Annotated in this window: 23 protein-coding genes; 17 read left to right on the forward strand and 6 right to left on the reverse strand. The window is 55.7% G+C overall.

Annotation, left to right across the window (positions count from 1 at the left end):
• The 6 genes from Q0362_RS02045 to Q0362_RS02070 all read left to right on the forward strand — a co-directional run.
• The coding region (locus Q0362_RS02045) for a S1 RNA-binding domain-containing protein (RefSeq protein ID WP_298119248.1) at nucleotides 1-753 on the forward strand (753 nt) is incomplete at its 5' end.
• A gap of 156 nt (nucleotides 754-909) precedes the next feature.
• Nucleotides 910-1923 carry an aldo/keto reductase gene (locus tag Q0362_RS02050; protein ID WP_280794288.1) on the forward strand — a complete coding sequence of 338 codons (1014 nt, stop codon included), beginning with the start codon at nucleotides 910-912 and terminating at the stop codon, nucleotides 1921-1923.
• Between the two features lie 45 nt (nucleotides 1924-1968).
• On the forward strand, nucleotides 1969-3351 hold the full coding sequence (locus Q0362_RS02055) for a pitrilysin family protein (RefSeq protein WP_298119252.1): 1383 nt from the start codon (nucleotides 1969-1971) through the stop codon (nucleotides 3349-3351).
• Nucleotides 3352-3354: 3 nt separating this feature from the next.
• A complete protein-coding gene (locus tag Q0362_RS02060) occupies nucleotides 3355-3957 on the forward strand; it encodes a histidine phosphatase family protein (protein WP_298119254.1) in 603 nt (200 codons plus the stop codon).
• Between the two features lie 9 nt (nucleotides 3958-3966).
• Nucleotides 3967-4689, forward strand: a complete 723-nt coding sequence (gene dapB, locus Q0362_RS02065) for a 4-hydroxy-tetrahydrodipicolinate reductase (RefSeq protein WP_298119256.1) — start codon at nucleotides 3967-3969, stop codon at nucleotides 4687-4689.
• Nucleotides 4690-4691: 2 nt separating this feature from the next.
• A complete protein-coding gene (locus Q0362_RS02070; protein WP_298119258.1) occupies nucleotides 4692-5138 on the forward strand; it encodes a hypothetical protein in 447 nt (148 codons plus the stop codon).
• A 10-nt stretch (nucleotides 5139-5148) separates the two neighbouring features.
• Here the strand turns inward: Q0362_RS02070 and Q0362_RS02075 are convergent, their stop codons facing one another.
• Together Q0362_RS02075 and Q0362_RS02080 are read right to left on the reverse strand one after the other, a co-directional pair.
• The gene (locus Q0362_RS02075) at nucleotides 5149-5658 is read right to left on the reverse strand and encodes a M23 family metallopeptidase (RefSeq protein ID WP_298119260.1); all 510 of its coding nucleotides are present in this window, start codon (nucleotides 5656-5658) and stop codon (nucleotides 5149-5151) included.
• A gap of 69 nt (nucleotides 5659-5727) precedes the next feature.
• Nucleotides 5728-7323, reverse strand: coding sequence for an MFS transporter (locus Q0362_RS02080; RefSeq protein ID WP_298119262.1), 1596 nt, complete (start codon nucleotides 7321-7323; stop codon nucleotides 5728-5730).
• Nucleotides 7324-7540: 217 nt separating this feature from the next.
• On the opposite strand from Q0362_RS02080, the gene rpsB reads away from it, so the two are divergent.
• From rpsB to Q0362_RS02125, 9 genes are all read left to right on the forward strand, one after another.
• Nucleotides 7541-8494, forward strand: coding sequence for a 30S ribosomal protein S2 (gene rpsB, locus Q0362_RS02085; protein ID WP_280794295.1), 954 nt, complete (start codon nucleotides 7541-7543; stop codon nucleotides 8492-8494).
• Between the two features lie 34 nt (nucleotides 8495-8528).
• Nucleotides 8529-9356: a translation elongation factor Ts gene (gene tsf, locus Q0362_RS02090; protein ID WP_280794296.1), complete on the forward strand. Its 828-nt coding sequence runs from the start codon at nucleotides 8529-8531 to the stop codon at nucleotides 9354-9356.
• A gap of 131 nt (nucleotides 9357-9487) precedes the next feature.
• Nucleotides 9488-10201, forward strand: coding sequence for a UMP kinase (gene pyrH, locus Q0362_RS02095; protein ID WP_298119264.1), 714 nt, complete (start codon nucleotides 9488-9490; stop codon nucleotides 10199-10201).
• Nucleotides 10202-10236: 35 nt separating this feature from the next.
• Nucleotides 10237-10791 (forward strand): ribosome recycling factor, encoded by a 555-nt coding sequence (frr, locus tag Q0362_RS02100; protein WP_298119266.1) that lies wholly within the window; start codon nucleotides 10237-10239, stop codon nucleotides 10789-10791.
• 20 nt (nucleotides 10792-10811) lie between these two features.
• Entirely contained in the window at nucleotides 10812-11786 is a 975-nt protein-coding gene (locus tag Q0362_RS02105) for a phosphatidate cytidylyltransferase (RefSeq protein ID WP_298119268.1), read from the forward strand.
• A 36-nt stretch (nucleotides 11787-11822) separates the two neighbouring features.
• Entirely contained in the window at nucleotides 11823-12374 is a 552-nt protein-coding gene (locus Q0362_RS02110) for a DivIVA domain-containing protein (RefSeq protein ID WP_298119270.1), read from the forward strand.
• Between the two features lie 159 nt (nucleotides 12375-12533).
• On the forward strand, nucleotides 12534-13136 hold the full coding sequence (locus Q0362_RS02115; protein WP_298119272.1) for a lytic transglycosylase domain-containing protein: 603 nt from the start codon (nucleotides 12534-12536) through the stop codon (nucleotides 13134-13136).
• Nucleotides 13136-13426 (forward strand): hypothetical protein, encoded by a 291-nt coding sequence (locus Q0362_RS02120; protein WP_298119275.1) that lies wholly within the window; start codon nucleotides 13136-13138, stop codon nucleotides 13424-13426. Before Q0362_RS02115 ends, Q0362_RS02120 begins: the two co-directional genes overlap by 1 nt.
• A 1-nt stretch (nucleotide 13427) precedes the next feature.
• Complete coding sequence (locus Q0362_RS02125) at nucleotides 13428-14165, forward strand: alpha/beta hydrolase (RefSeq protein WP_298119276.1); 738 nt, start codon at nucleotides 13428-13430, stop codon at nucleotides 14163-14165.
• Nucleotides 14166-14178: 13 nt separating this feature from the next.
• Here the strand turns inward: Q0362_RS02125 and Q0362_RS02130 are convergent, their stop codons facing one another.
• Both Q0362_RS02130 and Q0362_RS02135 read right to left on the reverse strand, forming a co-directional pair.
• Nucleotides 14179-15228, reverse strand: a complete 1050-nt coding sequence (locus tag Q0362_RS02130; RefSeq protein ID WP_298119278.1) for an AI-2E family transporter — start codon at nucleotides 15226-15228, stop codon at nucleotides 14179-14181.
• 16 nt (nucleotides 15229-15244) lie between these two features.
• Nucleotides 15245-16336 carry a DivIVA domain-containing protein gene (locus tag Q0362_RS02135; protein WP_298119280.1) on the reverse strand — a complete coding sequence of 364 codons (1092 nt, stop codon included), beginning with the start codon at nucleotides 16334-16336 and terminating at the stop codon, nucleotides 15245-15247.
• 200 nt (nucleotides 16337-16536) lie between these two features.
• On the opposite strand from Q0362_RS02135, the gene Q0362_RS02140 reads away from it, so the two are divergent.
• Nucleotides 16537-18321, forward strand: coding sequence for a hypothetical protein (locus Q0362_RS02140; protein WP_298119282.1), 1785 nt, complete (start codon nucleotides 16537-16539; stop codon nucleotides 18319-18321).
• Complete coding sequence (locus Q0362_RS02145) at nucleotides 18321-19307, forward strand: tetratricopeptide repeat protein (protein WP_298119285.1); 987 nt, start codon at nucleotides 18321-18323, stop codon at nucleotides 19305-19307. Before Q0362_RS02140 ends, Q0362_RS02145 begins: the two co-directional genes overlap by 1 nt.
• 3 nt (nucleotides 19308-19310) lie before the next feature.
• Here Q0362_RS02145 and glgB read toward each other — a convergent pair whose 3' ends face one another.
• Together glgB and Q0362_RS02155 are read right to left on the reverse strand one after the other, a co-directional pair.
• On the reverse strand, nucleotides 19311-21605 hold the full coding sequence (gene glgB / locus Q0362_RS02150) for a 1,4-alpha-glucan branching protein GlgB (protein WP_298119287.1): 2295 nt from the start codon (nucleotides 21603-21605) through the stop codon (nucleotides 19311-19313).
• Nucleotides 21602-23602 (reverse strand): alpha-1,4-glucan--maltose-1-phosphate maltosyltransferase, encoded by a 2001-nt coding sequence (locus tag Q0362_RS02155; RefSeq protein WP_298119289.1) that lies wholly within the window; start codon nucleotides 23600-23602, stop codon nucleotides 21602-21604. The genes glgB and Q0362_RS02155 overlap by 4 nt, the downstream gene beginning before the upstream one ends.
• Nucleotides 23603-23612 lie beyond the last annotated feature (10 nt).

A 23612-nucleotide genomic window follows, 5' to 3' on the forward strand; every position in this document is an offset into this window, starting at 1 on the left:
GCTATGGGTCTCGTCTCTGACGAGGTCAACGGTGAGACCCGCTACGCAGCTCTGACCGACATCCTCGGTGCAGAAGATGCTCTCGGCGACATGGACTTCAAGGTTGCTGGTACTTCTGAATTCATCACCGCGATTCAGCTCGACACCAAGCTCGACGGCATCCCTGCCTCCGTGCTTACCGGTGCGCTGACTCAGGCGAAGGAAGCTCGTACCGCGATCCTCGCAGTGATCAACGCAGCTATTGACGGTCCTGACGAGATGGCAGCTACTGCTCCTCGCGTGATCAGCGTGCAGATTCCTGTCGACAAGATCGGTGAGCTCATCGGACCCAAGGGTAAGACGATTAACACCATCCAGGACGAGACTGGTGCAACCATCTCGATCGAGGATGACGGAACCGTCTACATCGGTGCAACCGATGGTCCTTCCGCTGAAGCCGCTCGCGCACAGGTTAACGCCATTGCGAACCCCACCAACCCTGAGGTTGGCGAGCAGTTCCTCGGTACCGTCGTCAAGCTCGCAACCTTCGGTGCATTTGTCTCCTTGCTTCCTGGCAAGGACGGCCTGCTGCACATCTCTGAGGTGCGCAAGCTCGCTGGTGGCAAGCGCGTGGAGAACGTTGAAGACGTTCTCTCCGTTGGCCAGAAGGTTCTCGTCAAGATCACCAAGATCGATGACCGTGGCAAGCTTTCGCTTGAGCCCGTTCTCGAAGGTGAAGAGGGCGAAGCAGCCGCAGCAAGCGACGCTGAGTAAAACTCAACACAACGATGACCCGTCCCACTTCGGTGGGGCGGGTTTCGTCATTCTGGGGGACACTTTAAAGCCCTGACGGGGGACATTTTCTTCCTCTGAGTGGACTGAAGGTCTGTCGTAACATTGCCGTGACATTTCTGCTCTATCGTCAGTGTTATGACCGGAGAAACAGGGGAATTCACCTCCGGAGCAGTGCGCTCCGGAGCGGATGAAACTCCTGCGCGTCGTATCGGTCAAACCGACATTGAGGTTTACCCGGTTGCACTCGGTGGTGCCGTCTTTGGTTGGACTCTTCCCAGCGGTCGCTCAACAGATTTACTGGATCGTTTTGTCGAACTTGGTGGCAACCTCGTTGACACGTCTGACTCCTACTCCTCAGGAATGTCTGAGCAGATTATTGGCAAATGGATGCGTGAGCGGGGTAACCGCGACAAGGTGGTCGTGGCCACCAAGGTTGGTCGCCACCCCGAATTCCCAGGTCTAGCCGCACAAAACATCATTGATTCCGTCCATGCATCCCTAGAGCGGCTGCAATCAGACCACATTGACCTGCTGTATTTTCACGCTGAAGATCCTGACGTCTCCCTTGAGGAGAGTCTTTCTGCTGTTGAAACCCTCATGCAGGCAGGCAAGGTTCGTGCCCTCGGTGCATCTAACTTCAGTGCAGATCGCCTTCTCGAGGCTCGCATTGCGGCAGGCAGTGGCCTGCCCCGCTTTGAAGCAGTGGCGTTGGAATACTCTCTGCTGCGCCGAGACATCGTTGAAGGCAACATTGCCATGATGGCCATTGCTCAGCGTATGTCTGTCATGCCGTACTTTGTGCTGGCTAACGGGTTCCTTGGTCGTCACCGCAATATCAAGAGCTTTAATCCCAGTGACACGAGAGCCAGACGCGCTGCACAACATGGGGGGCGTCATGGCACGCACGTGTTGCGCATACTGGACAACATCGCCATGACTCAAGGAGTAGATATTTCCACGGTGGCCTTGGCATGGATATTGGGAAGGCCTGCTGTGGGAGTGCCCACTGCAGGGGTTGAATCACTGCGTGAACTCGAAGCTCTTATGCACGCACCTCAGGTTCAACTCACTCGTCAGCAACTTGCTGACCTCGACCGAGCATCTGCAGAGCAAGGTCGAAACTGGTTGCCTGGTCGTCAACGTTCTTAACGTCTCTGACGTGAGTCCGTGGCGTGCCCTAGGCTTGAGCACCGTATGAATAACCCCATTGCTTTTCCGCTCGATCAGCCCGAGCTTCACTTCGTTGCATCTGGTGATGCGCTTGTCCGCCGCAGCGTTCTGCCTTCGGGTGTGCGCATTCTGACCGAACGTGTGCCCGGCGCGCGCAGCGTCACTTTGGGTTACTGGGTAGCAGTGGGCTCACGAGATGAATACCCTGCCGAAGCTGCGCATGACGGTCAGAGCGCTCACCCCGCCAGTTTGGGTTCCACCCACTTCCTTGAGCACTTGCTTTTCAAGGGGACCCCATCACGCACAGCACTAGACATTGCTATTGCTTTTGATTCGGTCGGTGGTGAACACAATGCAGCCACCGCCAAGGAATACACCTGCTATTACGCGAAGATTCGCGACAGCGATCTGCCCATGGCGATCGACGTCATGAGTGACATGCTCACCTCGAGTTTGATTGACCCTGATGAGTTCGAAACCGAACGCGATGTCATTCTGGAAGAACTCGCGATGGCCGAAGACGATCCATCAGATGTTGCCCAGGAGCGCTTCTTTGAAGGCGTGCTGGGGGAGCACCCACTGGGGCGCCCCATTGGTGGAAGCCCAGAAACTATTCGTGCGGCCACGCGCGAAGCGGTCGTGGCGCACTACCGTGCCAACTACCGTCCCAATGACCTCGTCATCACCGCAGCTGGTTCCTTAGATCACGATGAACTCGTTGCCCAAGTTCAGCGCACGCTCGAAGCTGCTGGCTGGGATCTCAGCATCGAAGCTGCTCCTGTAGAGCGTCGTCCCCGCACCCCTGCTCTGATTACACAGGGCACTGCATTGCAGGTCATCGAACGCCCTATCGAACAGGCCAACATCATGCTGGGTGTCCCTGGCATCGTGGCTACCGATGAGCGTCGCGTTGTGCAGACGGTGATGAATGCCATCTTGGGTGGCGGGATGTCCTCGCGTTTGTTCCAGGAAATCCGTGAGAAGCGCGGGCTGGCTTATTCAGTCTTCTCTTTCGCCTCGTCGTATTCAGATGCTGGTGCGTTTGGTCTCTTTGCCGGTACTTCCCCCAAGAAGGCGCCAGAAGTGGCTGAGTTGCTGCTGTCTGAATTCCACAAGCTGGCAGAACACGGTGTGACCGCCGATGAGCTCAGCCGTGCCAAAGGTCAGCTTGCCGGTGGTTCAGCTCTTGCGCTGGAAGATACCGACACTCGTATGTCTCGTTTGGGTAAGTCAGAGATTTCCTCGGGTGAATTCATTGATTATGACGCAGCGCTCTCCATGCTGAACGAGGTCACTGCTGAACGTATCCAAGACCTTGCTCAGGAACTTGCTGCAGGCAAGCTCTCGTTGGTTTCTGTGGGCCAAGCAGATGAGGCCGCGTTATCGCGTATCCTTTCTGAGGGGTAATTCATGGCACACAACATCATCTTGGTTCGTCACGGCGAACAACTCGACGCCGAGCACGGCGTTATTGACGGTCCACTCTCACCGCGCGGGATCGCGCAGGCAGAGGCAGTGGGACGTCGCCTTGCTGATGTTGAGTTCTCACATGTCTGGCACTCTCCTTTGGAGCGTGCATGGGAAACCGTGCGCGTGATGAGCGAGCAGATGCAGGGTGTGACCACTGAACCTTCTGCGTTGTTGATGGATTGCATCCCAGCAGGCAAGAGCGAGGAGACTCCCTCCGTCTTTGATCCGTTCTTTGGATCTGTCACCGATGCTGACATTGAAGCCGGTTCTGCTCAGATGGCAGATGCTGTTGCTGAGTTCTTAGCTCCTGGCCGTCAGGGTGAAACGGACCTCCTCGTCACCCACAACAACGTCATTGCGTGGTTTGTGCTGGAAGCCCTTGGAGCACCTGCGTGGAAGTGGGTCACTCTGAATCAAGCGAACTGTGGAATTACGGTCTTGCAGCAGCGTCCAGGGCGCCCGTGGGCACTTGTCTCGCACAATGACCTGGGACACTTGCCGGTTGAACTGCGTTCGGGTATTCCTGACGCCTACACAATCTAGACTTGACTCGTGACTACATCCGTTGCTGTCGTTGGTGCCTCAGGAAAACTGGGTTCACTTGTGTGCCGTCTGATCAACGAATCAGAGGACTTTACGCTCGCTGCCCAGTTGGGTTCGCAGAGTGATCTCAGTGAGATGCTCGTAGCCGACATTGTCGTGGACGTGTCCCTACCTTCGATTAGCCGCAAGGTTCTTGAGTTTGCCGTGGAGAACGGTAAGTCCATCATGATTGGCACCTCAGGTTGGTCTGCTGAACGCATCAACCAGGTTGAGCCCCTCATTGAGTCACACCCCGAAGTCGGCGTGATCTTTATCTCCAACTTCTCCCTGGGTTCTGCGCTCTCTGCGCACTTGGCAACCTTGGCTGCCAAGCACTTTGATTCCATCGAAATCATCGAAGCTCACGGCATCCACAAGGTTGACTCACCTTCGGGAACCGCTGTCAGCACAGCAGAGCGCATCGGTAAGGTTCGAGACCAGGATGTTCAGGCTCCTCACGCAGATCAGCGTGCACGCGGTCAGCTCGTTGCAGGTATTCCCGTGCACTCACTGCGCATGGAAGGCGTCGTGGCCAAGCAAGACGTTATCTTCGGTGGTAATGGTGAAACCGTCACTATTACCCACACCACCTTGAGTGACCGCTCCTATGAAGCCGGCATCATGGCTGCTATTCGCGCTCTGCCTGGCCTTTCGGGCAAAATCGTCGGTCTCGACCGCGTCATCAACCTCTAAACATGCGCGCCATTCTGGGAGCAGTGCTCATGGCAGCGCTCCTCGCGCTCTATTTATGGGCTGCTGCGTATCAAGGCATCGTCATGATCAGCACGGGAGTTCCCGTGGCCATTGCGATGGGTATTGCCCTCATCGTTCTGCCTGTTGTTGGAGCTTGGGCTCTCTGGCGAGAGATTGCCTTCGGCATTTACTCCACCAAGTTGGTGAACATCCTTGATTCAGAGGGAGCACTCCCGGGCGACGATCTTCCTCATCGACCTAGCGGTCGTCCTATTCGATCAGATGCAGATAAAGAATTCCCTAGCTATGCCGCAGCCGTGGATGCGCAGCCCGCAAGTTGGCGAGCATGGTGTCGTTTGGGTTTGGCCTATGACGCCTCTGGTGATCGCAAGCGAGCTCGCGCCGCCATTCGGCATGCGATTGCTTTGCACAAGTCCAACCCGGTATAGCTAGGCGTTCTCACTCGTCCCATGGCAGCAATACAGCTGCTGGGATGGATGCCAGCATGGCCAGCGGCGAGAGATAGTCCTTGCCTTGCCTGGCGCCCATGTGCAGGCACACACAATGAGAACTTGTTGCGACCACCCCAATGACTTGACCGCGTGAAACCGCATCTCCCGTGCGGAGCGAAGATGTGACGGGCTCGAACGTGGAAAGAAACTGTCCGTGATCGAGGGAAATGAGCTCTCGGTCAACGACGGTGCCCACAAAATGCACCACTCCATCTGCAGGAGCCAATACTTCTTGTCCCACCTCAGCCACGAGGTCTATTCCGCGATGACCTGCGCCATAGAAAACGCTGGGGGCTTCATATCCGCGTGAAATGGTGTGAGTACCCAACAGTGGCCACGACCAGCTTCCGGCACGCAGTGCGTGCGCTGAGGGGGCATTGAGAGTGAGGACAGCGGCAATACTCAGCAAGCTGGTGGCCAGGAGTTTGGCTATGACGCTGTTCTGAAATCCCCACATGCCTCACAGCATGAGATCAAACCTCTTCCTCAGGAGAACGGCTTGATCTGTTCGTGCAGAAGTTTATTCCTAGTGAACTGTGGAGGACTGCTGGGCATACTCGGCATAGAGTTCACGTTCACGGTTTTTCTTGGGGAAGAAGAAGAACGTGATGATCATTCCGATCAACATTACAAAGATGCCAGAGGAATATGCCCAGTTCGCTCCATCGAGGAAGGATTGCTTAGCTGCCTCAATGATGGCCTGGCTGTAGTCGGGATATTGTGCTGCGAGATCTTCTGCACTACCGAAGGACTTCTTCAAAGTCGCCCCGATGCTGGTGGTGATCTCTGCCTGGGTTGATGCAGGAGCTGCAGCAATGGACTTCCCAATCGCGGCGGCATAGCCGGCACCCAAGATGGCACCGAGCAATGACTGCATGATGGAGCCACCCAAGTCACGCTGCAGGTCACCGGTTCCTGAAGCCATTCCCACCTTGGTGACAGGGACAGAGTCAGTCAAGGCGTGACTTGCTGGTGTTCCAGCGAAGCCTACGCCGGCGCCAATGAGGACATAGCTGACAATGACAATGCCGATCGGGGTGTGGATATTCCAACCTAAGAGCATGGTGACGAAGCCCGCCATGCAGACAACGAATCCCACCAAGAGTGTGATGCGTGAGCCATAGCGCTCAATCATGCGGCTGGAGAAGGGGGCCACGATGACCATAGCCAGAGCCGAAGGAATGATGGCAAGCCCTGCTTGCAAGGTGTTATAGCCCAGAACATTTTGCAGGAACTGCTGGCCCACGAACATCGCGCCCATCAAGGAGCCAAAGACGATGATGCCGGAGACAGCGGCCACCCAAAATGGTGGCCGTGCTGCATACTTCAGATCGAATAAAGGTTCACTGGCACGCTTTTGGCGCCAGAAGAACAAGAATCCAGTCACTGCCGACGCACCCAGCATGCCGATGGCAATGCCAAGCTGGCCGTCGAGCGCGATGTAGTTGATGCCCAAAACAAGTGTTCCGATAAAGATTCCCGAGAGCACACCGCCCAGGTGATCCACCTTGTCAGTGGTTTCATTCACGTGAGCTGGAACCAAACGCCAGACCAGGAAGATTGCCACCACGGCGAAGGGGACAGCAATCAAGAAGGAATAGCCCCAGGGCAGAATCATCAGCACAGCTCCTGCAAGCAGCGTGGAAGAGGCTGACATGGCAGCGCCGATGGCGGACCACAGTGCAATTGCGCGAGTGCGGGCAGGACCTGACCATAGGGCAGTAATCAAAGCCAGAGTGGTGGGATAGGCCATGCCGGCGGCAAAACCACCGATCAATCGGGAGAGAGCCAACATTTCGATGCTGGGGGAGAGAGCTGACATGAAAGCGGCTGGAACACCAATGATCAAACCTGCCATCAGCATGAGCTTGCGACCGTAGCGGTCACCTAGAGCGCCTAAATAGAGCACCGTTGCAGCGAGGCCCAATGAGAAGCCCACAGCAACGACGTTCAGCCCGGCTTGCGAAGCACCCAGGGCGCGGCCAATGTCGGGCAAGCCCACATTGGCTACCGCCAAGTTCATGTTGGCTACACCAGCGCCCAAGATGAGGGCGGTGAGGACTAATCCAGCCTTTTTGGGGGAGGTGCTGGGCGGAAGTGCGATGGGTGCAGAAGATGCCATACCCCTATCTTGCCTGTTATGCTGGTGAAGCACTCCATTTATGGGGTGACTTCGCGTGCCCAACACGTATGACAAAACCCTTCGGTCGAATCTGAGTAATCAGAATCGCGGGAATTGCATCGGGCACTAGGGCAGGAACCAACCGGTTACCTGCGACAAAACCGCAAGCGGTATGAGTTGTGCTGTGCACAAAACATGCCAAGAAAAGGAGATGGCCATGGCCGTCGTAACTATCCGCCAGCTGCTCGACAGCGGCGTTCACTTTGGTCACCAGACCCGCCGTTGGAACCCGAAAGTAAAGCGTTTCGTTCTTGCTGAGCGTTCCGGTATCCACATCATCGACCTGCAGCAGTCTCTGCAGCACATCGACAACGCTTACGAGTTCGTCAAGGAAACCGTTGCACACGGTGGAACCGTTCTCTTCGTTGGTACCAAGAAGCAGGCTCAGGAAGCAATCCTCGAGCAGGCAACCCGCGTAGGTCAGCCTTACGTCAACCAGCGTTGGCTCGGTGGCCTCCTCACCAACTTCAACACCGTTGGTCAGCGCCTCGCACGTATGAAGGAGCTCGAAGAGCTCGACTTCGAAGACACCGCAAAGAGTGGCTTCACCAAGAAGGAACTTCTGATCAAGAAGCGTGAACTCGACAAGCTCCACAAGAGCCTCGGTGGTATCCGCAACCTGACCAAGACCCCTTCCGCTATCTGGGTAGTTGACACCAAGAAGGAGCACCTGGCAATCCAGGAGGCAAAGAAGCTTGGTATCCCCGTCATTGGTATCCTCGACACCAACTGCGACCCCGACGAGATGACTTACCCCATCCCTGGTAACGACGACGCAATCCGCTCTGTCGGTCTGCTGACCCGCGTTATCGCTGATGCAGTAGCTGAGGGCCTGATTCAGCGCCACCAGAAGCCTGCTGAGGGTGAAGCTGCAGAGCCTATGGCTGAGTGGGAGCGCGAACTCCTCGAAGCTGGCGCACCTGCTGCTGAGGTAGCTGTTGAAGCTGCTGTCGTTGAGGCAGTTGCTGAAGTTGTTGCTGAAGAAGTAGTTGCTGAGGCTGCTGCTGAGAAGAAGCCTGCTGCAAAGAAGGCTGCTGCTCCCAAGGCTGACGCTGCAGAGAAGAAGCCTGCCGCTAAGAAGCCTGCTGCCAAGAAGCCTGCAGCAGAATAAATTCCCTTTCAAGCCTTATTTAGGAGCTAGAACTATGGCATCTTTCAGCATGGAAGACCTCAAGACTCTGCGCGAGCGCCTCGGCACCGGCATGGTCGACACAAAGAACGCACTCACCGAAGCAAACGGTGACTTGGAGAAGGCAACCGAGATTCTTCGTCTCAAGGGAGCAAAGGGTAACGCGAAGCGTGCCGACCGCTCCACCAGCGAAGGCCTCGTTGCTGCCAAGGAAGAGAACGGCTCTGCAACCATGATCGAGCTCGCTTGCGAGACCGACTTCGTGGCTAAGGGTGACAAGTTCGTTGCACTCGCAGCGAAGGTTCTCGACGCAGTATCTGCAGCTGGCGCAACTTCGGTTGACGCAGGCCTCGCAGCAGCTGCAGGTTCGCAGAGCGTTGCAGAACTCATCGCAGATGAGGCAGCAATCCTCGGCGAGAAGATCGAACTTCGTCGTCTCGCTGCTTTCAGCGGTGACAAGTTCTCCATCTACCTGCACCAGACCAGCCAGGACCTTCCTCCTCAGGTTGGTGTTGTAGTGGCTTACACCGGTGACGACGCAGAGACCGCTCGTGCAATTGCACAGCACATCTCCTTCGCTGACCCTGTGTACCTGAGCCGCGCAGATGTTCCTGCAGAGGACATCGAGAAGGAGCGCGCAATCGTTACTGAGATCAGCCGTAACGAGGGCAAGCCCGAAGCTCAGCTGGAGAAGATCGTTGACGGTCGTATCTCTGCTTACATCAAGCAGATTGCTCTGCTCGAGCAGGAATACTCTCGCGACAACAAGTTCAAGGTCCAGCAGGTCCTCGACAACGCAGGCATCACTGTCACGGGCTTCGCTCGTTTCAAGGTTGGCGCATAGTCGTTAGAAATACTCGTAAAGAAGCCCGGTCCGTTATGGATCGGGCTTCTTTCATGTGTGCCGAGGGTTTGACACGTGATTGCCCGTGTAAATTGGTCTCTAGCGCCACTGCTTTTTAGATAAGGATTCTCATGCCGACACACACCCGCCGTCGCGTTCTACTCAAGCTTTCGGGTGAGGCATTCGGTGGTGGCGGATTGGGTGTGAACCCTGACGTGGTGAGCGCTATCGCGCGCGAAATCGCTGTTGCTTCTGAGCAGGTGGACATTGCCGTGGTTGTCGGTGGTGGTAACTTCTTCCGCGGAGCTGAGCTTTCGCAGCGTGGAATGGACCGTGCACGTGCGGACTACATGGGCATGCTCGGTACCGTGATGAACGCTTTGGCACTGCAGGACTTCCTCGAGCAGGCAGGAGCAGCCACTCGTGTGCAGTCAGCAATCGCGATGAGCCAGGTTGCAGAGCCATACCTTCCCTTGCGCGCAATTCGTCACTTAGAAAAGGGGCGCGTCGTCGTCTTCGGTGCAGGCGCTGGTCTTCCCTTCTTCTCCACTGACACTGTTTCTGCCCAGCGTGCACTCGAAATTCATGCAGACGAGGTTCTCGTCGCCAAGAACGGTGTCGACGGTGTCTACACCGCAGACCCCAAGACAGACCCCAGTGCAGAGAAGCTGGAGACCGTCACGTTCCGTGACGCGCTCAAGCGCGGACTCAAGGTCGTTGACTCCACAGCTTTCAGCCTCTGCATGGACAACAAGATGCCCATGCGCGTCTTTGGTATGGAGCCATCCGGCAACATCACCAAGGCCATTCTGGGCGAAAAGATCGGCACGCTGGTCACCAACTAGACTGGCTCTAACGCACCAAATTTCAAGGAGTTACCGTGATTGCGGAAGTACTGTCAGATGCCTCAGAGCGCATGGCCAAGGCTGTTGAAGTAGCCAAAGAAGATTTCTCGAGCGTGCGCACCGGCCGCGCTAACCCTGCCATGTTCCAGAAGGTCATGGTCACCTACTACGGCAGCCCCACTCCGTTAGCTCAGCTTGCGTCGATGCAGAACCCTGAAGCTCGCACCCTGCTGATTACCCCCTTCGACAAGACTGCTCTGCGCGACATCGAGCAGGCACTGCGTGACGTTCCCAACCTGGATGCAAACCCCACTAACGATGGCAATGTGATCCGTCTCACCTTGCCGGAGCTCACTGAAGAGCGTCGCAAGGAATACGTCAAGATTGTTAAGACCAAGGCCGAAGACGCCAAGGTGTCCCTGCGCAACATTCGCCGCAGCGCTAAGGATGGCATTGACGCCCTCAAGGGTGAACTCGGTGATGACGAACGTGCTCGTGGTGAAAAAGAGCTTGAAGCTCTGACCAAGAAGTATGTTGACGCCATTGATGATGCTCTCAAGCACAAGGAAGCTGAACTCCTCAAGGTTTAGTCCTTGCTCTGGCCACTGCCATGAACGAGAATCCCAATCGCGATGAGCACAGCAGGAGAAATCCTGCTGGTGAGTTGCATGCGCAATTCAGGGCGACTCGTGCTGACTTCGAGCGTCAGCTCGAAGCTCGCAGAATGCAGTTTGAGAAGACCAACGAACGTATCAAAGCCAAATCAGGACGCAATCTCCTCGGCGCGATAGGTATTGGTATCGTCCTGGGTGGACTTCTCCTCTTGAGCTTGTTGGTGGACAAGAACCTCTTCATGCTCTTTGCGGCGGTATTGCTGGGTATTTCTGCTGTCGAGTTGGCAACTGCTCTGCAGGCTATGGGGCGTCGCGTTCCTCGGATCCCCACAGCAATCACCACTGTTGCCGCTGTTCCTGCTGCCTATTTCTTCGGAATCTTTGCCGCGCTGGGTGTTGCCGTCGTGGGTATTTTCTTCGTAACCGCCTGGCGGCTCATTGAAATCAAGCGGGGCTACCATGCCACTGCGGACGTCAGCTTGCGTAAAGACTTCCTGGCCGCTGCCTTCGTGCAGGCTTATGTCACCGTGCTGGGGAGCTTTGCTGTTGCCTTAGTGGCGAAGCCAGAAGGCCAATGGTGGACATTGGCATTCCTTATCGTGGTGGTTTCGGTCGACACCGGTGCCTATGCCAGTGGTTTGAACTTTGGCAAGCACTTGATGGCTCCCAAAATCAGCCCGAAGAAAACCTGGGAAGGTTTTGCGGGTGCCGCACTTGCCGCGATCATTGCTGCGGTGTTGCTCAGTATCTTTATGATTGGTCAACCGTGGTGGTTTGGTTTGATTCTGGGCCCCATCATCTTGGTCACCGCCACGTTGGGTGACCTGGGAGAGTCCCACATTAAGCGCACCATCGGAGTCAAGGACATGAGCTCCTGGCTTGCAGGTCACGGCGGATTCTTGGATCGATTGGATTCGATCTTGCCCTCTGCCTTGGTGACTTTTGTGATCTATACCCTCGTTGTGCACTAACGCACAGTTTTCTCTGAAACAATAAGTTCTGTGAGTATGACTTTCCCCCGCGTGAAGCGTGGCACCCGCGGTTACAACACAACCGAGGTGGACGCCTTCATCGCTGAAGCACGTGTTGCCTATGACAGCACTATTGCAGGCTCGGCTACTCTCACTTCGCGCGCTATTCGTGACACTTCTTTTGCACTGCACAAGGGCGGCTATTCCACTCGTCACGTTGATGGTGCTCTCGAGCGTTTAGAAACCGCCTTTGCTGAGCGTGAACGTGCTGTCGCATTAGCCACCATGGGTGAAGCCGCATGGTTGCAACAGGCAAGCCAGGTTGCAGCTGTGCTTACCGCTCGTTTCTCTCGTCAGGCGAAGCACCGCTTCAACCGCGTGGGAATCTTCACGCAAGGATATGCCGTCAAAGATGTTGATGCTTTTGCAGAACGCGTGAGCGCCTACCTCCTGCAGGGCGAGCCTCTTTCTATTGCAGATGTTCGCTCGGTGACGTTCCGTGCTGCTCGCGGTGGCTATGACGAAGCTCAGGTGGATGCTGTGCTTGATGCTCTGGTTGACCTTCTTCTCTCCCTCGGAAACAACTAAAACCCCTGTTCAGAGCCACTCTGGTGGCTGATTCACAGCCTTCTGGGCTAAAATCGGATAACTGTGGGAAGACATTCAGAAGTTGCGCGCGCGTCAGACCAAACGGTCGTCCGCTCATTCAGCGACGCTGCTCCCAAAGTGAAGCAGAAGATCTCGGCAGTGAGTCTTCCTCGACCACGTCTGGTGATGCCTACGCTGTTCCCATCACAGCGCTCGGTGGGTCTCTTCTCGGCTGCCTTTATGCTCACCATTGGTTTGCTCTTGGTCAACGTGGTTGATCCCTACTCTGGCGCTGTCGCTTCCCCGTATTACATCCCTGCGATTTCTGTCGTGAAGGATGGCCAGGAAGTCAGCATTGATGGAACCTACACAACTGCAGCAGGTCGTGACGGTGTGTCCGTTACAGCGCGCTCGGCAGCAAAAGCTTCCGCAACTGCTCCTGCCGCAGGTGTTCCCGATCCAGACACCGCTCAAGCAATGGGCTTAGCTGCCGTGAAGGCACGTGGCTGGGGCATGGAGCAATACGACTGCCTCGTTGCACTCTGGAACCGTGAGTCTCACTGGAACGTCTATGCGCACAACACCAGCAGTGGTGCCTATGGAATTCCACAGTCACTTCCTGGTGAAAAGATGGCGACCGTGGCAGACGACTGGCAGACCAACCCAGCAACACAGATTGAATGGGGTCTGCGCTATATCGAAGGTCGCTACGGATCACCTTGTGGTGCGTGGGCGCATTCTGAAGCCGTTCACTGGTACTAATGGCGCGCAACAACCGTTCGCGCAAGCGTGAGGCCGACTACGAGCCTCTCGATGTTGAACGACTCACCACAGGCTGGCGTCGCACAGAGGTCCGTTCAGGCCGTCAGTGGACCGTGCAGCCAATCTCAGCACTGAATGCGACTAAGAGCTATACCTGTCCGGGTTGCTCTCTCGAAATCGCTCCCGGTGTTTCTCACCTTGTGGCATGGCGTAACGATGGCATTCTGGGAGACCAAGCTGATGTAGAAGCTCGTCGCCACTGGCACGATGCATGCTGGAAAGTGAGTTAGCGTGCCAACTGAAATCCGTGGCGGAATCAACCTGCCTGCACACCGTGAAGAAATTGAACTTCACACCAGTGACGGTCTCACCTTGGTGGGGGAGTTGGCTATGCCGTTGGGCGGCGCTCCAGTGGCAACCCTGGTGACTTTGCACCCTCTGCCCACTGCTGGTGGCTTTATGGACTCCCACATCCTCCGCAAAGCAGCAGGGCGCCTTCCTGCCCTGGCGAACATTGCGGTCTTAAGGTTCAACACTCGTGGCACGAAGTCAGCGCGTGGTCACAGTCATGGCGAATTTGGCCACGGCGTGGACGAACAAGCAGATGTGGCGGCAGCAATGGCGTTCGTGACCGAACGCCACCTGCCACACCCCTGGCTCGTGGGCTGGTCTTTTGGAACTGAACTGGCGTTGAAGTATGGACGTGAGCACGCCATTGAGGGAGCAATTCTTCTCTCGCCACCGCTGCACCGTGCCACAGCAGAAGAGGTGGCTGCCTGGGATGGCGATCACCGCCAGCTCATTGCACTCGTTCCTGAGCTCGACGACTACTTGCAAGGGCCAGAAGCGCGCGAACGCTTCTCCTCCGTCTCACACATCGACATTGTTGAGGTGGAGGGCGGCAAACACCTCTGGGTGGGGGAGAACCAGACCAAGCGTGTGCTCAACGAAATTGTGGAGCGCGTCAATCCTTCAGCGGCGCCGCTGCCCGAGTGGTGGGAAGGCGACGTCGCTGGTTCAAGCGACTAGCTAATAAGAAGTACTACGCCTCGTTTTGGGCGGGGATGACGACTTCTTTAATGATCAGCACGATGGATGCTGCGATGGGGATAGCCACCAGCGCACCCAGGATGCCCATCAGTGTTCCACCAGCTAGAGCGGCGATAACGACAATGGAGCCGGGGATCGAAATCGCCTTGTTCATGATCTTGGGGCTAAAGACATACGCCTCAACCTGCATGTAGATCAGGAAGTAAATACCAATGATCAAGGCAACCTGACCATCTGCCAGAACCAACTGACCCAAGGTCACGATGATGGACGCCATCACAGTACCAATGAGGGGGATCAGGGCAAACAGGAAGGCAAGGAAGGCGAACAAGAGAGCTTGCTTTCCGCCAATCAGGTTCAACACAATGAACGCCAGGATGCCGTTGAGGGCAGCAAGCGCAATTTGGCCAACGACGTACTTGCCCACACCACCGGTGATCTCTTCGCTCATCTCGATGAACTTTTCACGCTTGCTCTGAGGAACCAGGGAGTAAGCGGTGTCCTTGATGGTCTGCAGTGATGCGGTGAAGTACAAGGTCAAGATGACAACAATCAGGGTGCCCGTGAGTGCGTTGGCTACGCCCACGCCCACAGCGAGTGCACCACCAGCAATTTTGCTGATGTTGGCAGGATCTCCGAAGAACTTACCCACCTCGGTAATGACTTGGTTGATATCGATGAAGCTTCCAAACTGGGTATTGATCAGTGCAATCCAGTCTTTGGTTTTCAACGACGTAATTTCTGCCGGAAGAGTGTTCCACAGCGCGATGATTTGATCCACCATCATGGGGACAATCGCAATGATGATTCCCGCAACGGCGCCGACTACCACGATGACAACCGTCAAAATAGCGGCCCACTTGGGAAGTTTCTTGCTGGTGAGCCACTTCACCGCTGGGTCAAGACCGAGCGACAGGAAGAGGGCAATGAAGATGTAGGTAAGAACCGTTGCCAAGGACTGCACGGCAGTCATCAGGACAATACCGAGGCCAACGCCCAAGCTTCCGATCAAACCAGCCCGGAAGGCATTCTGGATACGCATCGAGTGGGCTCCTTTGTTAGCTCTCTAGCTTCTTCGGTGTCACAGCATCACCAAGAGTGTGTTGTAACTCCAACCGTAGCGCGTCGAAGAACTCTGCGACGGCTTCCCGCTCCACTCGAATTCCTTCGAGTTGCGAGTAAATCGAGGAAAGAACCGCGGCAACATATTTCTCTGCGTCGGCAATCTTCTTCTTGGCCAAGCGCTCCGCACTAGAAATTTCGTCACGTGCTGCCAGGCGAGCCTGTTCGAGAAGTGTTTCTGCCTCTGCCGCAGCACTCGCAGGGAGGGCCTGCATTTCTGCCTCCAGCTCACGCATGCGCGTGCGAGCGGTCGCCAGTTGTGCTTCGGCAGCTCCAATGTATTTCTCGGTTTGCATGACAGATTCTTGGTGACGTGCTTGTAGTTCACGTTCCATATCTTCGCGAACCGCTGCACCATCAGCATTAAGTTTCAGAATGCGCATGACCTTGTCGTTGACCGCAATCTTGCGGTCACGATTAGTCGTGAGAACCAGCTTGAGTTCTTCAATCTCACGCTGGGCTTCGGCCATATACCGCGCAACATCGTTGCGGCTTTCTGCACGCAGGTTTGCAGCAATCGTGGATGCCTCACCGCGGAGTCGCTGGGCGTCTTCTCTGCCTGTCTCCAGAATTTCTGCAGCTGTTCTTTCGGCATCCACCAGAATCTGCTGAGCACGCTCTGAAGCTTGAGCTTCGATAGTGCGAGCTAGTTCTTGCGCCTCAGTGCGGGCCTGCTCAAAACCTTCTTTGGCCGCTTCGATGAATTGGCTGGACGTTTTCTCTGCAGCAGAGCGAATCAAGAGGGCATCGCTTTCAGCGCGACGCACAATCTCGGCGGCAAGTGAGTCTGCTTTTTTGAGTTTGTTGTTCAGTTTGACGTTCAACCCGGCAGCCGTCGGGGCACGCTTCACATCGAGTTCGAGCTCTAACTCGGCATAACGAGCTTCCAGCTCTTTGAGCTGAGCAGAAGTTTCATCATGCAATGTCTTTGCGCTCAGTAGCTCACGACGGAGCTTTTGCACCAGTGGATCAACCTCAGTGGGGTCGTACCCACGCAGAACGCGTGAAAACGATTCTTCTGATGCCACCGTTGACCTCCATAGCCCCGTAATTCGGGGAGATTGTAACTGTGTGAGTCTACCCAGCTGAGGCCTTGACTGCAGTTCAGAGAAGGGGTTTATGTCCTCTCACAGGTTTGGCTCGGCCATTTCGGGTATCTTTGACAGTGACTTAACGTGACGCAGTGACCGGTTCTGGTGTCATGCGGAATACGTGGAGGAGACAAATAGTGCGGTTCCTAATTGCCATTGGTGTGTTCACCGTGGCTGCAGTGTTACTTGGCGTTGGTGTTGTCCAGAAAATGTTCTTTGCTGGTGACGAATACCAAACGTTGACGACCACCGTGGAAACGAACGCTCCCTATCTCGTCATTGATGGCAAGACATTGACCATGCACGGAACAAACCCTGTCATTACGGTCTCCGGATCCAAGGAAACCTTTGTGGGTTTTGGTCGGTCGGAGGATGTCGCTGCCTGGATTGGCGCAGATGACTATGACGTATTGAAGTACTCCACAAAGAAGAGTGACTTTATTTTTGGTGAGGGTAAGTCACAGGTCGTTGAAACGACTGATCTTGAGACACCTGCCTTGACTGAGGATCCCATCTACACTCCTGCAGGCAGTGACTTGTGGCTCGGTGAAATGGTTGGCGCGACAAGTGCAACCCTGCCCACCTTCTTAGACGCCGATATGTCTGCCATCATCGCGGCAGATGGCAAGGCGGATGCACCTGGCACGGTGACTATCGCCTGGCCTTTGCCCAGCCGTATTCCTTTTGCTACCGGCTTCATCATTGGTGGTGGAGTACTTGCCCTCATCGGTTTGGTTCTCTACCTGTGGGCGCTTCGTCACGATCGCAACTCACAAGGCCCACGTCGCCGCGGAAAGCTCACCAAGCCACCCAAGCCACGTGCGTTGAGTATGCCTAAGCCGAAGTCCTTGGTCAGTGCAGCACCTAAGGGACGTCGAAGCATCGGGCGTGGATCCAGTTTCATTGCCATTGGTCTCGCTGGTGCACTCTCACTGGGGTTGAGCTCCTGCAGCCCCTACAACTCGGGACAAGGTGTTGTTCAAGCGACACCCACTGCAACCCAGTCCGTTGAAATTGATGGTCAGCCTCCTGCAGTTACCGAACGCCAGCTCCAGCGCATTCTCAGCCGAATTTCTGAAACCGTCACGGAAGCAGATGCATCTCTTGACGCAGCCCTTTCCAGCACTCGTCTGATCGGTCCTGCGCAAGAAATCCGTGCAGCCAACTACGCCATCCGCAAGTCCGATGGCAGCGTCGCAGCTTTGCCGGAACTTGCTGCCTCGCCCATTACGTTCACCATGCCTCAGGCAACGGCAACCTGGCCACGTCAGGTGATTGCAGTTGTTCAGAACGAGCAGGACCCCTCAGTTCCCACCATGGGGCTCATGATGATTCAAAACTCACCTCGTGATAACTATCACGTCGAGTACATGGTGACCTTGGAACCCAATGCACAAGTTCCAACTGTTGCTCCAGCAACCGTCGGTTCAGCTCTGGTTCCGGCAGATTCCAAGTTGCTCCTCATCTCACCAGATCAGCTTTCAGCTGCCTATGGTTCTGTGTTGACTCAGGGTGTCGACAGCCCGTATTACGGTCTCTTTGACTTCACCTCAGACACCTTGATTACTCAAGTGGGTAAAGACTACAAAGCTCAGAAGGCTGCTTCAGTTGCAGAAAATGCTTCTCTTGAGTTCAGCCAGAACCCCGGTTCTGGTCAACCCTTGGGCCTCGCCACGATGGACTCTGGCGCCATTGTGACGGTCGGCCTCAACGAGGTTGAAACCGTTCGTCCAACACAGACTGGAGCGTCGGTTAGTCCTGAAGGTTTGGCCAAGATCCTCAGCGGTGTGAGTACCTCAACCACAGGTATTGAGTCGACCTACGGTTTGGAGTTGGCTTTCTACGTGCCACCTCTGGGTAGCAAGGACAAGATTCGTCTCCTTGGCTACACCCAGGGCCTTATTTCAGCCAAGGGGCTCTAATGTCGATGCCTTCTCTTCCAAATCTGCGTGGTGCAGTTGATCTGAGTTCACTGGTCAACAAGCCCACACAAGGGTCTGTGAACACTGCTGGAGGCACGCGTGCCCCAGGTGAAGAATCCGGCCCGGTTTCTGCCGGTGCCCAGGTTCCAGTTCCGCAGCTTGTCCTAGAGGGCACGGATGCCAACTTCACCGCGATCTTGGACCTCTCGAACCAGGTTCCTGTCATCGTGGATCTCTGGGCAGAGGAAGCTCCGCAGTGTGCTGAACTTTCCCCCATCTTGGAAAAGCTCGTCATTGGTTTCGAAGGTCGCCTGATTTTGGTGCGAGTCAACGCCGTGGAGAATCCTGGGTTGACTCAAGCCTTCCAAGCAGAGACAGTTCCCACCACAGCTGCGGTGTTGGCAGGGCGTCCACTTCCATTGTTCGCAGGTGTGGCCGGCGAAGCCGACATTTTCAACCTGTTCGAGCAAGTGCTCGAACTTGCTGCGCAAAACGGTGTTGTCGGCATTGCGAAGCCTGCGGGTATCTCCTCAGGAGAAGCAGGTGCGCCTGTTGCTCCTCCCGCTCCTGCACTACCTCCATTGCATCAGGAAGCCTTTGACGCTGCAGAGCGTGCAGATTACCCCGCAGCTATTGCTGCGTGGGAGAAAGCACTCAAGCAAAACCCCAACGATGCAGATGCTAAAGCTGGGCTGGCACAGATCTCTCTGCTCCACCGGCTGCAGGGCAAGGCCATGGCAGACATTCGTGCTGCCGCTGCTGCCAACCCTGAGGGCTTAGAGCAGCAGCTCGACGTTGCAGACCTCGATGTTTCTGGTGGACACGTCGATGACGCCTTTGATCGTCTCTTGGTGTTGTTCCCCAAACTTGATCAAGACGGCAAGAATGCTGTCCGAGCACGACTCTTAGACCTCTTTGAGGTTGTGGGTTTGACTGACCCTGCCGTCAACACTGCACGTTTGCGGTTGACGAACCTGCTCTACTAAGTCCTATTTAGCGCTCTTGTAGAAGAACAGCACGCCCAGTGGTGGCACAGTGATGCGAGCTGAGTGCTCAAAAGCTCCCCACTGATCCTTGGTCGCTGTGACCTTGCCCATGTTGCCCACACCAGAACCACCGAAATCGGTGGCATCAGAGTTGAAGAGTTCCGTCCAGACGCCACCTGAAGGCAGACCAAGTTGGAAGTCGCTGTGGGGGTTACCGGCAAAGTTTGCCACGACCGCCAGGGCATTGCCCTTTTTGTCATAGCGCACGAAGGAAACCACGTTGCGGCCGTTGTCTGCGCCGTCAATCCACTGGAAGCCCTCTGGGTCACTATCGCGTTCCCAGAGTGCTGCCGTGTCTTTGTAGACAGTGTTGAGCTGCTTCACCATGCGCTGAAGACCTTGGTGGGCAGGTTGGTCAAGAATCCACCAGTCGAGGGAGCGCTCTTGGCTCCATTCCGAGGGCTGACCGAACTCTTGGCCCATGAACAACAACTGCTTGCCTGGGTGCCCCCACATGAAAGCGAGATAGGCGCGCATATTGGCGAGCTTCTGCCAGTGGTCACCGGGCATCTTTGCCAGAAGTGAACCCTTACCGTGGACGACCTCATCGTGAGAGATGGGCAGAACGAAGTTCTCGCTAAACGCATACTGGAACGAGAACGTGATGTCCCAGTGGTGGTATTCGCGATACATCGGGTCGGTGTGGATGTATTCGAGGCTGTCGTGCATCCAGCCCATGTTCCACTTGAAGCCAAAGCCCAGGCCACCACCTTCTGTGGGAGCGGTGACACCGCCCCACGAGGTGGACTCTTCGGCAGCCATGGTGACGCCGGGGTGGTGCTTATAAACCGTGGCGTTAGCTTCCTGGAGGAAGTTGATTGCTTCGAGGTTCTCGCGGCCACCAAACTGGTTGGGAAGCCACTGACCGTCTTCGCGGCTGTAGTCGAGATAGAGCATGGAAGCGACAGCATCCACACGCAGACCATCGATGTGGAATTCTTCAATCCAGTACAGGGCATTGGCAACGAGGAAGTTGCGCACCTCATTGCGACCAAAGTCAAAGATGTAGGTTCCCCAGTCAGGGTGTTCGCCCTTGCGTGGATCTGCATGCTCATAGAGAGGCTGGCCGTCAAAGCGAGCCAGTGCCCATTCGTCCTTGGGGAAGTGACCTGGAACCCAGTCCAGCAAAACACCAATGCCGGCATCGTGCAGACGGTCGATCAGATACTTCAGGTCATCAGGGTTACCAAAGCGCGCGGTGGGGGCGTAGTAACCAGTGACTTGGTATCCCCAGGAAGGGCCGTAGGGGTGCTCAGCCAAGGGCATGAACTCCACATGAGTGAAGCCCGTCTCGAGTACGTGACCAATCAAGTCATCCGCTAGCTGGCGGTAGGAAAGGCCTTGACGCCAGGAGCCCACGTGGAGTTCGTAAATACTCATGGGTGCTTCGTGTGCCTTGGTCTTGTCGCGCTTGGTGATCCACTTCTTGTCACCCCACTTGTAGTCGGAGTGAGCAATGATCGAACCGGTTAATGGTGGACACTCAGTCTGGCGAGCCATTGGATCAGCGCGCTCAACCCACTGTTCTGCCTGGGTCAAAATCTCAAACTTGTAGGTTTCACCTGGATGAACATCGGGAACAAAAAGCTCCCAGACACCACTGGAACCCAATGAACGCATGGAGTGGCCTTCGCCGTTCCAGCCGTTGAAGGTTCCCTTCACACGCACAGCCTTGGCATTAGGAGCCCACACAGCGAACGCTGTGCCTTGAACGTTGCCCTTGACGCCGCCGTGGCCAATGTAACGAGCACCGAGAACTTCCCAGAGGCGCTCGTGGCGGCCTTCGCGGATCAGGTGAAGATCAAGCTCGCCCACGGTAGGGGTGAAGCGATAACCGTCTTCTGCGATCCACTCAGCACCATCAGGGTAGCGAGTTTCAATCACGTAGTCCTGAATACCGAGTGTGTGAGCACCTTCCCATATGCCGTGACCGGCATGGGCAAGCTCAATACGAGTCTTATTGCCCAGAATTGCAATCACTTCTGTTGCCAACGGGCGACGAGTGCGAATCACGGTGACTGAATCCTTGGAATTCTCAACAGGAATCAGGTGTTGGCCCAGCACACTGTGAGGGTCGTAGTGACTACCCTGAGCAACCCAGGCAAGAAGGCCATCATCGAGTGAAGGGGTGTGCCACTCGGTTGCGCCCTTGGTTTTCTTGACGATTTTCTTCACAGCTGGAGTCTTTTCTGCAGCGTGCTTGGGCGCTGCCTTCTTTGCGGGCTTCTTCTCGGTCATGAGTTCACCTTGCTGACGTGCAGGATGTGAACAGGCTCGGTGAACGGATCCAGGCGGACGTAATTGTCGGCGCCCCACACCCATTCCACGCCCGTAACCAAGTTGGTCACAGTGATGGAATCTCCGTGTTGTGCACCCAGCGTTGTGAGGTCTAAGTGGATCGTGGTTTCACGCACCGAGTGGGGGTCAGTGTTCACCACAACTATGATGGTGTCGTTCTTGCCTGTCCCTGTGAACTGGGCATCAAGGTGCTTGCTGTAAGCGAGGATGGCGTCATCGTCAGTGCGCTGGATGGTCATGTTGCGCAGCTGGCCAAGAGCGGGGTGTTCTGCACGAATCTGGTTCAACTTGGTCAGATACGGCGCGAGAGAAGTGCCTTCTTTTTCAACGGCTGCCCAGTCACGGTTCTTGTATTCGAACTTCTCGTTATCGATGTATTCCTCGGCACCGGGACGGGCGACGGATTCGAACAACTCAAAGCCGGTGTAGACACCCCAGAGTGGAGCAGCGGTGGCAGCCAGTGTTGCACGAATCGTGAATGCGGCAGGGCCACCGAACTGCAAGTATTCGGTCAAAATATCCGGGGTGTTCACAAACAGGTTGGGACGCATGAAGTCTGCAGTCTCGGTGGAGATACTGCGGAAGAACTCTTCCAACTCCCACTTGGTATTGCGCCAGGTGAAGTACGAGTAGGACTGCTGGAAACCCACTTTGGCCAAAGCCTGCATCATGGCAGGACGGGTGAATGCTTCAGCGAGGAAGACCACATCAGGGTGCTTCTCATTGACGCTCTTGATCAACCATTCCCAGAAGTCAACGGGCTTGGTGTGGGGGTTATCCACGCGGAAAATGTTGATGCCCTTGTCGACCCAAAACAGCACGATACGTAAGGCTTCTGTGCGGATGCCTTCCGAGTCGTTGTCGAAGTTGATGGGATAAATATCCTGATACTTCTTGGGAGGGTTCTCAGCGTAGGCAATGGTGCCGTCAGGCAAGGTCGTGAAGAACTCTGGGTTTGTCTTCGCCCAGGGGTGATCCGGTGCAGCCTGAAGGGCGAAGTCAAGAGCAACCTCGATCCCGTTTTTCTTTGCTTCTTTGACAAAGTAGGCAAAGTCTTTGAAATCACCCAAGTCTGGATGAATTGCGTCATGACCACCATCAGCAGAACCGATAGCCCATGGTGAGCCTGGGTCTCCAGGCTTAGTCACCAGGGTGTTGTTGGGCCCCTTGCGGTTGATCGTGCCAATGGGGTGGATAGGTGGCATGTAGAGGACGTTGAAGCCCATCTTGGCTACTGCAGGCAAGCGCTTTGCGGCGGTACGGAAGGTTCCGGAAACCCAGCTTCCATCCGCATTTTGCTTCGCACCTTCAGAGCGAGGGAAGAATTCGTACCAGTTCGCGTTTCCGGCAGCCTTACGTTCCACGAGGAGCTGGTGTTCGGCAGAAAAGGTCTCTAGCGACGAGATAGGGGCATGAGCCAGGAGTTTGTCCACGGCATCGCCCTCAGCCTGCGAGAAACGCACGAGAGGGTCAACAGATGTATCGGCCAACATCTCCGAGAGGGCTGCAAGCTTCTTACGACTTGCAGCTGTGCGCGAGGCTTCCTTGGAGGCCCGTGCGAAAAGCTGGGACCCAATCGTGAGCATGAGCTCAACATCGATACCGAGCGGAATCTTCACCTCGGCATTGTGGTGCCAGGTGGCATAGTCATCCGAGTATGCCTCGATGGTGAAGGACCACATTCCTGCTTTGTCGGGCTGTGCTTGTGCGCTCCAGCGATCAGTACCGAACGCAACAGGGGTCATCTCAATGCGACTGGATTTGCCATCAGGAGCGCGCAGGTGAAGTGCAACGCCAATGAGGTCGTGACCTTCGCGGAAACAGCTGGCGCCAAAGGGCACCACTTCGCCGACATAGGCCTTAGGGGTGAGCTCAGGGACACCCACATCTGGGGTGACATTGAGAATGGGCAAGCGTCCGATGGAGGAGGGTTCCATAATCGAAAAC

This window comes from uncultured Aurantimicrobium sp. (assembly GCF_936931525.1).
GTDB lineage: Bacteria > Actinomycetota > Actinomycetes > Actinomycetales > Microbacteriaceae > Aurantimicrobium.

Excerpts from the sequence above, each read along its gene's own strand:
- Q0362_RS02120 (WP_298119275.1), top strand. The coding sequence starts at position 13,136 with ATGGCGCGCAACAACCGTTCGCGCAAGCGTGAGGCCGACTACGAGCCT.
- Q0362_RS02080 (WP_298119262.1), bottom strand. The coding sequence starts at position 7,323 with ATGGCATCTTCTGCACCCATCGCACTTCCGCCCAGCACCTCCCCCAAA.
- Q0362_RS02110 (WP_298119270.1), top strand. The coding sequence starts at position 11,823 with ATGACTTTCCCCCGCGTGAAGCGTGGCACCCGCGGTTACAACACAACC.
- pyrH (WP_298119264.1), top strand. The coding sequence starts at position 9,488 with ATGCCGACACACACCCGCCGTCGCGTTCTACTCAAGCTTTCGGGTGAG.
- Q0362_RS02075 (WP_298119260.1), bottom strand. The coding sequence starts at position 5,658 with ATGTGGGGATTTCAGAACAGCGTCATAGCCAAACTCCTGGCCACCAGC.
- Q0362_RS02060 (WP_298119254.1), top strand. The coding sequence starts at position 3,355 with ATGGCACACAACATCATCTTGGTTCGTCACGGCGAACAACTCGACGCC.
- glgB (WP_298119287.1), bottom strand. The coding sequence starts at position 21,605 with ATGACCGAGAAGAAGCCCGCAAAGAAGGCAGCGCCCAAGCACGCTGCA.
- Q0362_RS02145 (WP_298119285.1), top strand. The coding sequence starts at position 18,321 with ATGTCGATGCCTTCTCTTCCAAATCTGCGTGGTGCAGTTGATCTGAGT.
- rpsB (WP_280794295.1), top strand. The coding sequence starts at position 7,541 with ATGGCCGTCGTAACTATCCGCCAGCTGCTCGACAGCGGCGTTCACTTT.
- Q0362_RS02055 (WP_298119252.1), top strand. The coding sequence starts at position 1,969 with ATGAATAACCCCATTGCTTTTCCGCTCGATCAGCCCGAGCTTCACTTC.
- Q0362_RS02070 (WP_298119258.1), top strand. The coding sequence starts at position 4,692 with ATGCGCGCCATTCTGGGAGCAGTGCTCATGGCAGCGCTCCTCGCGCTC.
- Q0362_RS02130 (WP_298119278.1), bottom strand. The coding sequence starts at position 15,228 with ATGCGTATCCAGAATGCCTTCCGGGCTGGTTTGATCGGAAGCTTGGGC.
- Q0362_RS02050 (WP_280794288.1), top strand. The coding sequence starts at position 910 with ATGACCGGAGAAACAGGGGAATTCACCTCCGGAGCAGTGCGCTCCGGA.
- tsf (WP_280794296.1), top strand. The coding sequence starts at position 8,529 with ATGGCATCTTTCAGCATGGAAGACCTCAAGACTCTGCGCGAGCGCCTC.
- Q0362_RS02105 (WP_298119268.1), top strand. The coding sequence starts at position 10,812 with ATGAACGAGAATCCCAATCGCGATGAGCACAGCAGGAGAAATCCTGCT.
- Q0362_RS02155 (WP_298119289.1), bottom strand. The coding sequence starts at position 23,602 with ATGGAACCCTCCTCCATCGGACGCTTGCCCATTCTCAATGTCACCCCA.